This is a genomic window from Homoserinimonas sp. A520, from assembly GCF_054489245.1.
Genome location: NZ_JBTMWX010000005.1, coordinates 38080 through 52744, shown reverse-complemented (window position 1 = coordinate 52744; position 14665 = coordinate 38080). Strand labels below are relative to the sequence as shown.

Annotated in this window: 18 protein-coding genes; 12 read left to right on the top strand and 6 right to left on the bottom strand. The window is 65.6% G+C overall.

What is annotated here, in order from left to right; genetic code table 11:
* Both ACX3PH_RS12495 and ACX3PH_RS12490 read right to left on the bottom strand, forming a co-directional pair.
* Nucleotides 1–867 carry an acyl-CoA thioesterase gene (locus ACX3PH_RS12495; protein ID WP_459093010.1) on the bottom strand — a complete coding sequence of 289 codons (867 nt, stop codon included), beginning with the start codon at nucleotides 865–867 and terminating at the stop codon, nucleotides 1–3.
* Nucleotides 864–1301, bottom strand: coding sequence for a cupin domain-containing protein (locus ACX3PH_RS12490; RefSeq protein ID WP_459093009.1), 438 nt, complete (start codon nucleotides 1299–1301; stop codon nucleotides 864–866). Before ACX3PH_RS12490 ends, ACX3PH_RS12495 begins: the two co-directional genes overlap by 4 nt.
* A 108-nt stretch (nucleotides 1302–1409) precedes the next feature.
* On the opposite strand from ACX3PH_RS12490, the gene ACX3PH_RS12485 reads away from it, so the two are divergent.
* Both ACX3PH_RS12485 and ACX3PH_RS12480 read left to right on the top strand, forming a co-directional pair.
* On the top strand, nucleotides 1410–2198 hold the full coding sequence (locus ACX3PH_RS12485; RefSeq protein ID WP_459093008.1) for an IclR family transcriptional regulator: 789 nt from the start codon (nucleotides 1410–1412) through the stop codon (nucleotides 2196–2198).
* Nucleotides 2195–2590: a RidA family protein gene (locus tag ACX3PH_RS12480; protein ID WP_459093007.1), complete on the top strand. Its 396-nt coding sequence runs from the start codon at nucleotides 2195–2197 to the stop codon at nucleotides 2588–2590. The genes ACX3PH_RS12485 and ACX3PH_RS12480 overlap by 4 nt, the downstream gene beginning before the upstream one ends.
* On the opposite strand, the gene ACX3PH_RS12475 is transcribed toward ACX3PH_RS12480, so the two are convergent.
* From ACX3PH_RS12475 to ACX3PH_RS12465, 3 genes are read right to left on the bottom strand one after another with little or no spacing between them, the layout of a single operon-like run.
* Entirely contained in the window at nucleotides 2580–3434 is an 855-nt protein-coding gene (locus tag ACX3PH_RS12475; RefSeq protein WP_459093006.1) for a PaaX family transcriptional regulator, read from the bottom strand. The two genes, ACX3PH_RS12480 and ACX3PH_RS12475, sit on opposite strands and share 11 nt — an antisense overlap.
* Entirely contained in the window at nucleotides 3431–4870 is a 1440-nt protein-coding gene (locus ACX3PH_RS12470) for an RNB domain-containing ribonuclease (RefSeq protein ID WP_459093005.1), read from the bottom strand. The genes ACX3PH_RS12475 and ACX3PH_RS12470 overlap by 4 nt, the downstream gene beginning before the upstream one ends.
* Nucleotides 4867–7302: an ATP-dependent helicase gene (locus ACX3PH_RS12465; protein WP_459093003.1), complete on the bottom strand. Its 2436-nt coding sequence runs from the start codon at nucleotides 7300–7302 to the stop codon at nucleotides 4867–4869. Before ACX3PH_RS12465 ends, ACX3PH_RS12470 begins: the two co-directional genes overlap by 4 nt.
* A gap of 204 nt (nucleotides 7303–7506) precedes the next feature.
* Here ACX3PH_RS12465 and ACX3PH_RS12460 point away from each other — a divergent pair, with 204 nt between their 5' ends.
* The 5 genes from ACX3PH_RS12460 (at nucleotide 7507) to ACX3PH_RS12440 (ending at nucleotide 10823) form a co-directional block, all read left to right on the top strand.
* Nucleotides 7507–8106 (top strand): hypothetical protein, encoded by a 600-nt coding sequence (locus tag ACX3PH_RS12460; protein WP_459093001.1) that lies wholly within the window; start codon nucleotides 7507–7509, stop codon nucleotides 8104–8106.
* Nucleotides 8107–8148: 42 nt separating this feature from the next.
* On the top strand, nucleotides 8149–8448 hold the full coding sequence (locus ACX3PH_RS12455) for a hypothetical protein (RefSeq protein ID WP_459092999.1): 300 nt from the start codon (nucleotides 8149–8151) through the stop codon (nucleotides 8446–8448).
* A 112-nt stretch (nucleotides 8449–8560) separates the two neighbouring features.
* Entirely contained in the window at nucleotides 8561–9769 is a 1209-nt protein-coding gene (locus tag ACX3PH_RS12450) for a hypothetical protein (RefSeq protein ID WP_459092997.1), read from the top strand.
* Nucleotides 9766–10185: a hypothetical protein gene (locus ACX3PH_RS12445; RefSeq protein ID WP_459092995.1), complete on the top strand. Its 420-nt coding sequence runs from the start codon at nucleotides 9766–9768 to the stop codon at nucleotides 10183–10185. The genes ACX3PH_RS12450 and ACX3PH_RS12445 overlap by 4 nt, the downstream gene beginning before the upstream one ends.
* Nucleotides 10182–10823 (top strand): hypothetical protein, encoded by a 642-nt coding sequence (locus ACX3PH_RS12440; RefSeq protein WP_459092993.1) that lies wholly within the window; start codon nucleotides 10182–10184, stop codon nucleotides 10821–10823. The genes ACX3PH_RS12445 and ACX3PH_RS12440 overlap by 4 nt, the downstream gene beginning before the upstream one ends.
* Here the strand turns inward: ACX3PH_RS12440 and ACX3PH_RS12435 are convergent.
* A complete protein-coding gene (locus tag ACX3PH_RS12435; RefSeq protein WP_459092991.1) occupies nucleotides 10794–11783 on the bottom strand; it encodes a glycerophosphodiester phosphodiesterase family protein in 990 nt (329 codons plus the stop codon). The two genes, ACX3PH_RS12440 and ACX3PH_RS12435, sit on opposite strands and share 30 nt — an antisense overlap.
* A 45-nt stretch (nucleotides 11784–11828) precedes the next feature.
* Between ACX3PH_RS12435 and ACX3PH_RS12430 the strand changes: the two genes are divergently transcribed.
* The 5 genes from ACX3PH_RS12430 (at nucleotide 11829) to ACX3PH_RS12410 (ending at nucleotide 14638) form a co-directional block, all read left to right on the top strand.
* A complete protein-coding gene (locus tag ACX3PH_RS12430; RefSeq protein WP_459092989.1) occupies nucleotides 11829–12098 on the top strand; it encodes a hypothetical protein in 270 nt (89 codons plus the stop codon).
* Nucleotides 12099–12186: 88 nt separating this feature from the next.
* A complete protein-coding gene (locus ACX3PH_RS12425; protein ID WP_459092987.1) occupies nucleotides 12187–13020 on the top strand; it encodes a Bax inhibitor-1/YccA family protein in 834 nt (277 codons plus the stop codon).
* Between the two features lie 128 nt (nucleotides 13021–13148).
* Complete coding sequence (gene cmtR, locus ACX3PH_RS12420; RefSeq protein WP_459092985.1) at nucleotides 13149–13493, top strand: Cd(II)/Pb(II)-sensing metalloregulatory transcriptional regulator CmtR; 345 nt, start codon at nucleotides 13149–13151, stop codon at nucleotides 13491–13493.
* Nucleotides 13481–14158 (top strand): cation transporter, encoded by a 678-nt coding sequence (locus ACX3PH_RS12415; RefSeq protein WP_459092983.1) that lies wholly within the window; start codon nucleotides 13481–13483, stop codon nucleotides 14156–14158. Before cmtR ends, ACX3PH_RS12415 begins: the two co-directional genes overlap by 13 nt.
* A 171-nt stretch (nucleotides 14159–14329) precedes the next feature.
* Nucleotides 14330–14638, top strand: coding sequence for a hypothetical protein (locus ACX3PH_RS12410; RefSeq protein ID WP_459092981.1), 309 nt, complete (start codon nucleotides 14330–14332; stop codon nucleotides 14636–14638).
* The last annotated feature ends 27 nt before the right edge of the window (nucleotides 14639–14665 follow it).

Genomic DNA, 14665 nt, shown 5'->3' with positions numbered 1-14665 from the left:
TCACCGCCCGCTGCGGATCATGCCCTCCTGTGCGACGGTCGCCAAGAGCGTGCCGTCGCGAGTGTAGAACCGGCCGAGGGCGAGGCCTCGACTGCGCTGGCTGGAGACGGCCTCCTGGGCGTACAGCACCCAGTCATCCATGCGTCCGTCCCGATGGAACCAGATCGCGTGGTCGAGGCTCGCGGTGACCAGTCCGGCATCCGCCCACGCCAACGACTGCGACCGGAGCAGCGGCTCGAGGATGGTGTAGTCGCACACGTAGGCCAACGCCATCCGGTGAAGCTCCGGGTCGTCGGGGAGGGCATCGAACGACTTGATCCAGACGGCCTGATGCGGCACGGCGTCGCCGTCGACTTCCAGGTAGACCGGACCTGGGACGTGGCGCATGTCGAAACTGCGCCCGGACGACCAGTACTCGGCCGCCGGCCCGTCGACACCGGAGAGCACGTCGGCTGAGGAGGGCAGGCCCTCGGGTTCTGGAACGCCGCCTGGGGCTGCCATGGCGTATTCCTCGCCATCCTCTTCCGCGTGGAACGACACCAGAGTGACGAAGATCACCTTGCCGTCCTGGTAGCCGCGCACCTGCCGGGTCGAATAACCCCGGCCATCCCGAAGCCGCTCCACCTCGTAGCGCACGGGCTCGCCGATGTTGGCCGGCCGCATGAAGTAGCTGTGCATCGAGTTCATGACCTTGCCGTCGGTCACCGAGCGGATGGCGGCAGCAGCCGCCTGGGCCACCAGGTCTCCGCCGTACGCTTTCGGCCACGGGACGTATTGGGTGACCGCCGTGTAGGCCTCATCGAAGTGCTCGGGAGTCGCCGGCGTGAGTTCAACCGCGGCAAGGAAGGTCTGCGAGGTCGCAGTCATGCCCGCCGGTACCCCTCGAGGGTCGCATCGTCGACTTCGGGCAGGTTGACCACGATGTTCTCAGGGGTGCGGGTGGTCAGCCAGACGAGTTCCTCCGTCGTGCTCATGTTCGCCTCGACGTGCGGCATGAACGGCGGGACGAACACCCAGTCACCCTCTGTCATGTCCAGCCATTCTGAGTAGTTCTCCCCGAAGTAGATGCGGGCCGTGCCAGTGAGCACGTAACCGCCGGTCTCGGCCTCGCCGTGGTGGTGCGGTAGCGAACGGAAGCCCGGCTCGTTGCTGACTTTGCCGAACCAGATGCGGGTGGCCGGCGTGTGCTGGATGCTCACGCCGGAGACACGGTGGGCACCGCCGGACTGCCCGGTGTCCTCGTATTCCTGGCCGGCCTTGGTCACGACCGGCACAACTCTGGTTGCCGCGGCATCGCTCATGGCAGTGTCCTTCCCTCGGTGACTATGCTCGCAAGTTACCACTTTCTCCCGCTATCTGGAATCATTGGCTCATCATCCCGCCATGCGGGAACTATCGGAGGGGCGGATGTGACGCAGACGCTGAAGTCCGTGAGCCAGGCGCTCCGGATCCTCGAGCTGCTCCAGCGGCACGACCAACTCGGCGTCTCCGAGATCGCCACCAGGCTGGGCATCGGGTCGTCCACAACGCATCGCATCCTGGCCACCCTGCAGGAGGCCGGGTTCGCCCGGCAGAGCGAGCGCGGCCGCCGGTATGAGCTGGGGCCACGCATGGAGGCAACGCGGCACGCATCCGTCGTCGACCGCGTGATCGAGTCGAGCACACCCCACATGATCGCCCTGAGGGACGCCACCGGTGAGACGGTGCACCTCGCTGCGCTCGCCGGAACCGACACGAGATTCCTCGCGGCCTACGAGTCGCCGAACATCATGCGGGTCACCAGCCGGGTCGGCACGGTACTGCCGGCGCACACCACGGCGGCGGGCAAAGTGCTGCTCGCGCACCTCCCCGATGACCAGCTCACCAGCCTCTACCCGCCGGGAACCCTCACCCAGGAGACACCGGAGAGCATCACCAGCCTGGATGCACTGCGTGAGGAGTTGCGCATCGTGCGCGAGCGCGGCTACGGCCACAACCTCGCCGAATCCGAACTCGGGGTAGCGGCGCTGGCCGTCCCCTTGACCGACCCCGACCGCCAGCTAACGCTCGCCCTGACCCTCAGTGGCCCGGACTTCCGCTTCAACCCCGAGCGCACGCACGGCCTGTCAACCAGGGAAGAACACCTGCTTGCCTTGCTGCGCGACGCCGTGCACCGCATCCAGAACCACATTCCTGCCCCAATTGAAGGAGAAAGATGACCCGCCAGATCGTCAACCCACCGCATTTGGCTGTACCGATCGGATTCGCGCACGGAGTCAAGGTCGCCCGCACCGTGCACCTGGGCGGGCAGACCGCCATGGACGCCGAGGGGAAGATCGTCCCCGGCGGTGTCGTCGAACAGTTCAAGCGCTCGTTCCAGAACGTGCTCGACACCCTCACTGAGGCCGGCGGCAAGCCGTCGGACCTGGTGTCGGTGACTATCTACCTGACCGATGTCGACGACTACCAGAAGAACGGGCGGGAGATCGGCCGGCTCTGGCGAGAAATGGCAGGCACGGAGTACCCGGCAATGACCGGCGTCGGCGTGACCCGGCTCTGGCAGAAGGAGGCCCTGATCGAGATCTCCGCGATCGCGGAGATCAGCGACTGACGCTGTTGACGAGCGCAGTGGCGTGGTCGTGCGCCAGCGGGCCGAGCAGTGCGTGCAACCGGGCGAACAACTGCTCCGCGACCTGGCCATTCCAGCAGTCGGGCAGCAATTCGAGCGGGATGCCCGGATCGAGGAACGGGAAGTGCCGCCAGCGGGTGAACATCGGGATGTACTGCGCGAACGCCTCCCGCCGGCGGTCATCCGTCACCACAGTCATGGCCTCCAGGTCTCGCGACCACTCGGACAGCATGTCGTCGTGCTGCGCGATGAAGTCGGCGTAAAGCTTCCCCAGCGAGTCGAGGTCCCACCATTCGGCCACCTTCTGGCGAAGCTCGCCGGGCTCGGTATAGGTCGAGCTGAAGAAGGTCACGTAGCCGCGGAGCCCCAGGCGGTGAAGGCTGTGCTCGGCCTGCTCGCGCACCCTGCCGGGAGCGATCCACACACCCGAGGTAACGGAGCCGAAGCCGAGACGCACCAACTCGGTGCGCAGGATGTGCCGCCTGGCCCGCTCGGACTCCGGCACGGAGAAGATGGCGAGCAGCCACGGGTCGTCCAGTCGGGCTCGCGTCGGGTGGTAGATGCGGGCGTCGCCGTCCGCGAAGATCTGCAGGCTCTGCGCCGAAATCGCATAGCGGGCAACGCCGTCCTGCTGCCGGCTCTCCAGCACGCCGCGACTCTTCAGCCTGGACACCGACGAACGCACCCCGGTCTGGTCGATGCCGAGCTCCCCGAGCATCCGCACAATGGCGGCCACCGGCAGGGCGTCGCCGGCCTCGCGCGCGTACAGGCCGAAGATGGTGAGCAGCAACTGCTGGCTGCGTGGCCCGTTCGAAGTTTCCGTCATGGGGCCACTCTGGCAAAGCTCACGGTGCCGCTGGGGATATCCGCCTCGACCAGCTGGGCGCGGATGCGCTCACCCGGCTGGAATCGGCCGGTGCAGCGTGCTGAAACGGCTGGGTTCTCCAACTGGATGACCCCGCCATCCTCCCCGGCGGAGATCACGGTGGCGTCGAACTCCCGGCCCACGTGCTGGCTCAGCACGGCAGCCTCCACCGCGGCGACCGAGCCGTTCTCAAGTCGCGACGCGACCGACCCGGACGCTGCCATGATCGCCGGCAGGGTGGGCAGCGCATCCGTGACCCAGTCAGGCACAGGGGCGTTGTTCGCGAGCGCTTCGCACACGACCAGCGCGAAGCGGTCGACCAGCCTGCGGAGCGGCGCAGTGACGTGCGTGTATGGAGCACCGAGTGCCGACTGGATTGGCACCTCGGCGGCATCGTCGGCGACGACCGTGTACCCCGCCCCGCGGAACAGTTTGGATGCGGCGTAGATCGCCGACAACTGGTTCGGCTCCTTCGGGTCGAGGGTTTTCAGGTACTCCCCGTACTGCATCGACTCTGGCCACGGACACCCGAGGGCCTCAGTCTGCCGCCGATAGGCGGCGATGGTTTCGGCGTCCGGGGCCGGCATGGTGCGGAGGATGCCGAGGCCCCCACCAACCATGAGCTGGGCTGCCGCCATGCCGGTCATCAGGGACAGCTGGGCGTTCCAGTCCTCTACCGGCAGGCCGCTTCGGCGTTCCAGGAGATAGTGGCCGTCGCGCTGCCTGACCTCCTGGCTTGGCCGGTTGAGGCTGGCACCGCCGCGCTCACGCTCCAGCTCGATGCGCTTCAGGCCGAACTCCTTGAGCAGCATCAGCAGCTCGGATGCCGTCCCCGCCTCGATCTCGGCCTGAACCTCTTCGTAGGTCGCCTGGCGCACACTGCGGACTCGGGCTCGCGTCAGACTGACCGACACGACCCGGGCATCGACGTCCAGCCGGAACTCCCAGACGTAGGCGCCACGCAAACCGCCTGGCAGCAGGGAGGCGGCGCCCTCGCTGATCACGCGCGGGTGCAGCGGCACGCGCCTGTCGGGTGCGTACATGGTCTGACCGCGTCGACGGGACTCCGCGTCGATCGCCCCGTCGGCTCGCACGTAGGCGGGAAGATCGGCAATCGCGTATCGCACCAGATAGCCCGCGCTGTCGTCTGGGTTGTAGAGGCGCTGCAGGTGCATGGCCTGGTCCAGGTCGGTTGCACCCTCCGGATCGATGGTGATGAACGGGATGGCGGTGAGGTCTGCGGCGGGAAGCCCGGCATCCGCCACCGCGAGTTGGGCCTCGGCCTCGGCCAGTTCCGGGAACTCCTCGACGAGCCCAAGCTCCTCTCGCAACGCCGCGAATGCGTCGGCCAGCTCGCCCGCGACCGTGGTGCGCAGCTGAACCGGCGGGCGGGTCATAGCTTCTCAATGGGAGCGATCTTGACGAGGAGGCGCTTGCGTCCGGCCGTCTCGAATTGCACCTCGGCGACCGACTTGGGGCCGTTGTCGGTCACCGCGCTGACCCGCCCGTCACCGAAGTCGACGTGACGGATGCGATCGCCGACCGCCAGCTTCAGGTCGCCGTTGTCGCGCACGGTCGCCGTGACCTTGTTCGCCCACTCCGTCTTCGGTTTGTCGGCGTTCCTCGCCGCTCGCGCCAGGGCGGTCGCGCTCGGACCGCGGTCGCTGAACCCGTAGCCGGAGCCCCCGCTGGAAAAGCTCGGCCGCGATCCGCCGCCGGTACCCGAGTCGCGTCTGGCGTTGAGCGCCCGGGGCTGTGTGCCGCCGCGGCTGTTCGCCATGCCGGGAGACTGCCGCCAGTCGATCAGCTCCGGCGGGATCTCCTGCAGGTACCGGCTGGGCATGGCCACGTTGACGTCACCGAACTGTGCGCGGGTCATTGCGAGTGAGAGATACAGCCTCCGGCGAGCGCGGGTGATGCCGACGTAGAACAGCCGCCGTTCCTCGGCCGGACCGCCCGGCTCGCCCGCTGACATCTGGTGCGGAAGGAGCCCCTCCTCTATTCCGGTGAGGAAGACGGCCTCGTACTCCAGCCCCTTCGCGGTGTGGAGAGTCATCAACGAGACGGTTCCGCTCGAGTCGTCCAGTTCATCCGCCGCCGCGACCAGTGTGACCTCGGTGAGGAAGTCGAGCAGCGTGCCCTCAGGGCTGCGGGTGTTGAACTCCTTGGTCTGCGCGACCAGTTCCTCGACGTTCTCGGCGCGGGCCTCATCCTGCGGGTCGCGGCTCGCCCGCAGCGCCTCCACGTACTTGGTGCGCTTCAGGATGGCGATCAGGATGTCTGCAACCTTCGCCGTCTCAACGGATTTGCCTACATCATCCAGGATCTCGGCCAGGTCGAGGATCGCCTTGGTCACCTTCGGGCCGAGCCCCAGTTCATCCGCCTGCCTCAACGAGTCACGAAGTGTCTGCTCGCGGTGGTCTGCGTGGTTCTGCAGGGCGGCCTCCGTGGCCGGGCCGATACCGCGCTTGGGCACGTTCATGATGCGGCGCAGCGCCATCGGGTCTGCCGGGTTGGCGACAGCGGTCAGGTACGCCATCACGTCCTTGATCTCGGCGCGCTCGTAGAACTTGGTGCCGCCGAGCACCCGGTAGGGGATGGCGGAGCGGATGAAGATCTCCTCCAGCGCACGCGTCTGGGCGTTGGTGCGGTAGAAGACGGCAATGTCCTTGTAGTCGAGGCCGGCCTCGTGGAGGGTGCTGATCTCATCCGCTATGAACTGGGCCTCATCGTGCTGGCTGTAGCCGGTGAAGCCGACGATCTTCTCGCCATCGCCAATGGTGGTGAACAACTTCTTGTCCTTGCGGTCGAAGTTGTTGGCGATGACCGAGTTCGCCGCGCTGAGGATGTTCTGGGTTGAGCGGTAGTTCTGCTCGAGCAGGATGACTTTCGAGTTGGGGAAGTCACGTTCGAACTCGACGATGTTGCGGATGTCTGCGCCACGGAAGGCGTAGATGGACTGGTCGGAGTCACCGACCACGGTCAACGAAGCGCCCTCGATGGCGCCGTGGTCGCCACGGTCGTCGTGGATGAGAACGTTGGTGTCGCCAGGTCCGAGCACGCCGGGTGCCGGCGGGCGGGTCAGCTCGCGGATGAGCGAGTACTGCGCGTGGTTGGTGTCCTGGTACTCGTCGACCAGGATGTGCCGGAACCGGCGCTGGTAGATCGACGCCACCTGCGGGAAGGCACGGAACAGGTAGACGGTCTGCCCGATCAGGTCGTCGAAGTCGAAGGCGTTCGCGCGGGCAAGATCGCGAGTGTAGGTGCGGAAGATCTCGGCGAACACACGCTCGGCCGGGTCGTTGAAGTTCGCGTTGCGTGCGTACGTCTCGACATCCTGCAGCTCGTTCTTCAGCTTGGAGATCTTGGCCGTCACGGATGAGACGGTGAACCCGTACGCATCGGCATCCAGTTCCTTGATGATCCGCTTGATCAGGGCACGCGAGTCTGCGGAGTCGTAGATGGTGAAGTTCCTGGTGAAGCCGAAGTGCTCGGCCTCGCGGCGGAGGATGCGCACGCAGGCGGAGTGGAAGGTCGAGATCCACATGCCACGTGCCGCTTCCCCGACGATCGCCTCGACCCGCTCCCGCATCTCGGAGGCCGCCTTGTTGGTGAAGGTGATGGCGAGAATCTGGCTCGGCCATGCCTCCCGGCTCTGCAGCAGACCGGCGACACGACGGGTGAGCACGCTCGTCTTTCCCGAGCCGGCGCCCGCGACGATGAGCAGCGACTGGCCGCGGTACTTCACGGCCTCGAGCTGCTGCGGGTTGAGCCCGTCGAAGAGGGGGTTCGATTCGCTGGCGGCGGCGGGGTCAAGGATGAACGTCATGTCCTCCCAATTCTAGGCTGCGCGGTGGAGCTCAGAGTGGTCGCGCCAGCGACCACGCGACCCCAGCGCCGACTGAGCCTGCGAAGTCGGACTGACTATGCTGTGAGCGGCGGTCACGAGCCGGACTCATCCGGGCTCGGGCTATTGACCCACCGGACGCCTCACAACTGCGGGCACTCGCGATCTTGGAGAGGAAGACCGGAAATGAGCGAACTGCAACGAGTCGAGTTCTCGTACGAGGTCGATTCAGACGTCTGGATTCCGCTTCCGACGCGTTGGCCCGACGCCACCTTCGGCACGAAGCAGGACTGGATCGAGTACGCATCCAGAATCTGCACAGCGCACACCAGCTGGTGGAATCCCATCGGCCGCAAGCAATGGCGCTCAATCGTCAGCACGGCTGTGCGCGACCGGAACGACGACGGCCTGGACATCGATTTCCTCCACGTGCCGGGCAAACGCGGCAGGATTATCGTCGCGACGCTGTCGTTCTCGCGGTCCGACATCGAGGAGTCCGCGGGCAGTCGGGAAGAGCATGCACTGAAAGAGCTGCCAGCGCCGCTCGCCGCCCCTCAGACCACCCCGTTCCTCTCCCCATCGATCGGGGAGGGAATCAAGCTGGTGAGCACGCACCAACACAAGAACAATGGTCGAAATTCCCCCTTGCGAGTGATCAACTACGTGTGGGAATACAACAACGTCTTCGCGCATGTCTATGCAGAACACCACGATCTCGCGCGCCTCGATGAGTTCGAGCCCGACCTCGACGAACTGGCCCGCAGCTTCCGCATCCACAACCCGTAGCCCTGCAGCGCTGCCCAACCCTGAAGCGATACGAGGAGCGACATGGCCGACGAACTGAAGATCGATACCACCGTCTTTCGGGACGCTGCCGCGGCCCTCCGCACGATCCGGGACGAGTTCACGACCGCCGAGAACAACAGCGCCGCCACCGCCGCGGTCGTCGAGCACGCGAAGCTTGGTGAGAAGATCACGGACTTCGCCTCGAACTGGGACTCAAAACGCGTGGAGTACGCCGAGTCGATCGAGATTCTCCTCGCAGATGCCGAAAAGATTGCCGACACATTTGAGACTGCCGAGGAAGACATTCGGGCTCAGGCTCAAAGCCTCGGGGAGGAACGATAGTGACTCTCTCGTTACCCCGTATGCACCAGACGCCAGGAGACAGCCGATGAGCCACCCTTCCGTTCCCGGCATACCGTCAGACATTCGGATGAGAGCTGCCGAGTATCAGGGCGTGGCCGAAGCGATCCATACCGCTGTCAGCCAGCTGACTGCGGTGCGTGAGATGCACTCGCAGACATCGCAGGCAGCGGAAGCCTTCGACGAGAAGGCGGCAGGGCTCGCCGAGAGCATTGCGCTGGCCCAGCCCCGCTACTGGGGAGTGTCGGACGCGCTCTACTATTTCGCCGCAGAACTGGAGGCGGCGCAGACCGAGGCGCGGGCTGCCCAGTCTGCCGTCGATGACGCAGTGGCCGACCGGGATGCTGCCCACCGCGCGTGGACCCGGCATCAGGGACTGGCATACTCCGCCACTGATCCCGGAGCACAATCCGTTCATGAGGCCGCCGCCCAGAACTACCAGGTGGCCTATTGGGACGCCGAGACTCAGGTCACCAGCGCCTCAACGTTCCTGGACGCCGCTATCAGTCGACGAGAGACGGCCGCTCAACAGGCGATCGCGATGATCGACGACTCCCAGGCCGGTGACGGCTTGACAGACACCTGGTGGGACGACTGGGGCGCCGGATTCACCGAGGTGATGGGCTGGATTGCCCTCACCTTGATCGTCATCGCAGCGATCGCTCTCGTTGTGGTGCTCATCATCGGGACTGGCGGGGCAGCCGCCGTGCTCCTGCTGGGGATCGTCAGCGTCATCGGCACGATCGGCACGGCGATCACCGCTCTCAACGTTGTGCTGAAGGGGATCGCCGCCGCTGGTGGGCAGACGAGCTGGGCATCCGTTGGAATAGAGGCACTCGGGCTGATCCCGTTCGGAAAGCTGGCGTCCAAATCGATCTTCCGATCGTTCGAGAAAGCCGGCGCTGCCGGAGGGGGCAGGGTTGGCGCGACGCTGGCCGGAGACCTGGCGACGACATCGCGACGCCCGATCAGCTCCGCAACCGACGACGCCATGGACGCCGCCCAGCAGGCGTTCCTGGCCAACAACATCGACCTCAAGACCGGGTTGGTGCTCGCCGGCGTGGGCAACGCAATTCCGGAACCGACCGTCGCGGGCATCCCGGTCGAGAGCTTTACGGCAGGAAACATCCCCGCCACCGCCGCTGACGGCACGACACCGCTCGGCCAGGCGCGCGAGTTCGACGCCAGCGCGACCCCGCCCCCGCTCGGCCCTGGGGGCGTACAGCAGCCGTTCAGTTTCACCTACGAATACCAGGACGGCACCGTCTCCTATGGTGGCATTCCACCGGTGGCCGCCCGATGAACCTCGATGGCCCGGGGCTGCGGGTGAGCCGCGCGACCTCTGCGACGATTCTCACCGTGTTGATCACCGGCTGGGTGCTTGTACTTGGCGGATGCGTGGTGCCATTCTTCGCGCATCCGCCTCTCACCCCGCAACCCTGGTATTTCGTGGCCTGGGCCGTATTCCTGCTCGGGCACAATGTGCTGGTCTGGTGGGGAACCAACGGCCGATTCAGGCTCTTCGGCACGGCGATCACGATGATGTGCCTGGTCGGCGCGCTGATCGCGTTCCGAACGGACGCCGCGCACCCGCTCTCGCCGACCTGGCCTCACGACGTCACGCCTGTTGCCCTGCCGGGGTTCATCGCCGCCGGGGTTCTCACCTGGGTGATCGTTGCCGTACGGGCACGCCGCACGTCGAAGGAGACGGTCGAGTGACGACGGTCGGCTACCGCCTGCTGCTGCCCGAAGGTTGGGTGCGGCTCACCGTGAGGGACGGCCTCGAGGCGAACCTGGCGCGGGTGGACGGTGCACTCGATAAGGCGGGGGCGGCCGGCCTCGACGACCAGGCACGGGAACTGGTCAGCACGACCATGCGCAGTTGGGTGGCGGAGGCGCTGGCTGCCGCGGCCAGACAGAGCATCGTGCAGCTCTTTGTCCCCATCGCGACCCGCCATGAGGCGATCCTTCCGCTGAGCATCTCCATCGCGACGATTCCGGAGAAGGCAGCGGAACCGTTGGGGCGGGGAGAGTACCCGCAACGGTGGTCCGGGCATCCGTCAGAGTCTCTCGAGGTGGGTTCCGGGTGGGCAACACGGTTCGAGACGGAGGAGCACACAGGCAGCGGTGAACGAGAGCTTCGACTTCGACGCCTCGACTATTTCGTCAGCGTCGGCGACGACGCCAACCCGCGAATACTGATGACCGGCACGGCATCGACAACGCTGGGCGAGGTCACATTTCCCCCGGAAGCCGTCGACGTCTTCCTCGACCTGCTCGACGCGATCATGGCGACGTTCCGCTGGGTGGCGGCCGACCCGCTCGACCTAGAGGCGGGCGCGCGCCTCGACCGCTAGGTCGGGGTGGTCGGCGAAGACACCGTCAATGCCGGATGCCATGATCAGCTGGTACTCCCCCAGCCAGTCCCCGAGGGCGCCCGGCCCGTCGCCGCGCCGCAGGTTCTTGCCGAGAAAGTGGTTCTCGGCGCGCAGCGTCCAGCAGAAGACACTGAGCCCCGCGGCATGCGCGCGGTCGACGATCGTCGTAATGCCGACGGTGTTCCCCTTGTCGGAGTGCAGCAGCAGCCGCTTGTCGATGCTGATGCCGTCGACCCGCTCCGCGAGTTCGGCGAGTCCGGCATCCGTCAGCTGCGATTCGTAGGTGCGCGCGTGCTGCCCGACCAGGTCGGCTGGGGAACCGGATGCCTCAAGCAGGTAGACGAGATCACCGACCACTCCCCTGGCGCGCAACTTGTGCAGCACGCTCTCCTCGAACGCTTCCAGGGTGAGGCGCCCGTTGTCCAGCCATTCGGCCTCGCGCGCCTCGGCCGCGAACAACTCATCCAGGGGAAGGCCGATCGACTCGAAGTATGTGGCGTGCTTGAACTCGGCCACCATGCCGACCGGGCCATCAGCGAGCAGCGCGAACAGGTCGCGCAGGCGCATGATCCCGTCCAAGCCGTCGAAGGTGGTGTTCGACACGCGGATCTTCGGCAGCCGTTCGCGCGAGCGCAGCTGCGCGAGCTCGTGCCAGGTGAAGTCCTCGGTGAACCAGCCGGTGAGTCTCTTGCCGTCGATCGTCTTCGTCGTCTTGCGGTCCGCGAATTCAGCACGGGAGGCGACATCCGTCGTCCCGGAGATCTCGTTCTCATGGCGCAGCACCAGCACGCCGTCTTTGGTGGGCACGATGTCGGGTTCGACGGCATCCGCTCCCATCGCGATCGCCAGCTCGTAGGCCGACCGCGTGTGCTCCGGTCGATAGCCGCTCGCACCTCGGTGGGCAATGACCAGGGGGCGAGTAATGCGGACGGATGTCACGCGACAACGCTACGCGCCCGGCAGGTTCGTTGGTAATCTGCCACCATGCCCACCTGCCTGAGCTGCGGCGCGAACCTCGCCCCGGAGTGGAAGTACTGCATCTATTGCGGTGCGGTCGCGGCGACGGTCTCGCCACGACGGCGCGGAGGGCGCGACGAGTACGGTTTGACGATTCCGCCGGCGATCCGGCCGGAGAGCCTGACCGCGCCGCCCAAAACGAAGCTCGACGTGCCGCTGCTGATCGGCATCGTGCTGGGTCTTGCCGGCACCGTGCTGATCGTCTACATGGCGATCCTGCTGTTCGGTCCGAAGTAGCCGAACTCGCAGTTTTCCGGGGAACATCTTCTATACGATTGTGGTTGATACCTGAAACACGTTTGGGCATCGAAGGAGAAGACCACTCATGGCCAACCCCGCATTCAATTCGGCCTCCTACGCCGGCGCGATCAAGACCGCCCGCCAGAGCCAGCTGAGCGGCTCGGAGCTGAACAAGCTGTACAACAGCCCGACCACCGCCAGCGCATCCGAGCTCGATGAAATGTACAGCCGCCCGTCGGCGACGCCAGTCGAGACCGACCGGATGACCTACGAAGACACCATCGTCAAGACGGTCATCGCGTTCGCAGTGCTGCTCGCAACCGCCGTCGTCGGTTGGTTCGTTCCGCTGCTGATGATTCCCGGTGCTATCGCCGGTTTCGTTCTTGCACTCGTCAACATCTTCAAGAAGAAGCCGTCGCGGGGGCTGATCCTCGCTTATGCCGCCGCGCAGGGGCTGTTCATCGGTGGTATCTCGATGTTCTTCAGCGACATGTGGGAGGGCATCGTCACTCAGGCCGTCTTCGGCACGCTGGGTGTTGTCGGCGTCACACTGGCGCTCTTCCTGAGCGGCAAGGTGCGCGCCACCCCCAAGATGACCAGGATCTTCCTGGTCGCGATGGTCGGGTACGCCGCGTTCTCGCTGGTCAACTTCGGACTGATGGCGTTCGGCGCGACCGACGGCATGTTCGGTGCACGTGAATGGGAGCCGATCCCCGGCGTACCGCTCGGAGCCATTCTCGGCGTCCTCGTGGTGCTGCTCGCGGCCTACTCGCTGGTGATGGACTTCGAGTCCATCAAGGCCGGCGTCGAGGCCGGCGCTCCCCGCGTCTACGGCTGGCAGGGTGCCTTCGGCATCATGGTGACGGTCGTCTGGCTGTACCTGGAGATCCTCCGCCTCCTCGCAATCCTCCGCGAGTAGCCCTCCCCGCGCTGGAAATTGACTCGCCGCTCCAGAAGTTTCTGGGGCGGCGAGTCAATTTCCAGAGCGGCGACACCTCTTCGGCGGGCCGCTTCTCGTTAGTTCAGTGATTGCTGTATAGTCAGTGCATGCTGACCATTGCTACACGCATTGATGTGATGAATCGTCTTGGTCGCGCCATGGCCGATCCGTCCCGCTCCCGACTACTTATGTCACTCCTCGACGGTCCGAGCTACCCTGCAGTGCTGTCGCGAGAGCTCGGCCTCACGCGCTCCAATGTCTCGAACCACCTCACCTGCTTGCGTGACTGCGGCATCGTCGTTGCTGAACCCGAAGGCCGGCAGACTCGCTATGAGATCGCCGATCCGCACCTGACGAGGGCGCTCACTGCCTTGGTCGATGTCACCCTCGCTGTGGACGAGAACGCGCCATGCCTCGACTCGTCATGCACCGTCCCCGGATGCTGCGAATGACCACGGTGCGGACCGTCCCGCCTGAGCGCCGCGCGGTGCTCCATCGCCGGGTGCGCTGGATCGTCGGCTTCACCATCACATACAACGTGGTGGAGGCGGTCGTGGCCATCAGTGCGGGCGCCGTAGCCTCATCCGCCGCCCTGATCGGGTTCGGCCTGGACTCCGTCATCGAGGTGCTGTCTGCCGTCGCCGTCGCCTGGCAGTTCACCCGGGAAGATCCCGAGCGCTGGGAGAAGGTGACCGTGCGAGCGATCGCGATCGCCTTCTTCGCACTCGCGGCCTACGTGACCCTCGACGCGGTGCTGTCGCTTACCGGCGTTCAGGCTGTCGAGCACAGCCCTCTCGGCATCGCCATTGCGGCACTGAGCCTCGTTGTCATGCCGGCCCTTGCCTGGTTCGAGCGGCGCACCGGCGATGAACTCGGCTCCGCCAGCGTGATTGCCGACTCCAGGCAGCTTCTGCTCTGCACCTATTTGTCCGGCTCGGTGCTCGTTGGACTTGTGGCCAACTCCCTGTTCGGCTGGGATTGGGCAGATTCGGTCGCCGCGTTGGTCATTGCGGCCCTTGCCGTCCGTGAAGGAATCGAAGCGTGGAAGGGCGACATCGAGTCTCCCTTAGAACTCCTCTCCGACAACGACGATGGGGAGGTGAACACCAATGCCTGAATGTTGTGACCCTGCGGTCTGCACCCCCGATGGATGCGACCCGAGCTGCACCTGCTGCTGACCTGACGCCGAAGCCCTCATTCCACCCTGTCAAGGCGAGTGAGGCTTCGCCTTCAGCCCCTCGTTAGCCCCAGTGATTCGCGGCAGTACCATCGAGGCACAATGGTGCTTATGGACATCCAAGTGCTCCACATCGACGATTGCCCCAATTGGCAGGAGACCGGGGCGCGCTTGACTGCGGCTCTCAAGTCACTCGGGCGCGACGACGTTGAAGTGAGCTATCAACGTATTGACGACTCGGATGCTGCGGACCGAACTGGGTTCGCGGGTTCACCGACGATCATGGTCAACGGAGCCGACCTCTTTCCTTCCGAAGGTCGCACGAGCGATCTTGCATGCCGGATCTATTTCACTCCGCAGGGCCTGGCCGGAGCCCCCACTCAGGCACAAATCCTTGACTCCCTGGCTGCGGCGCTGTGACAGAAAGCCTGTTTCAGTGCGCCTGCT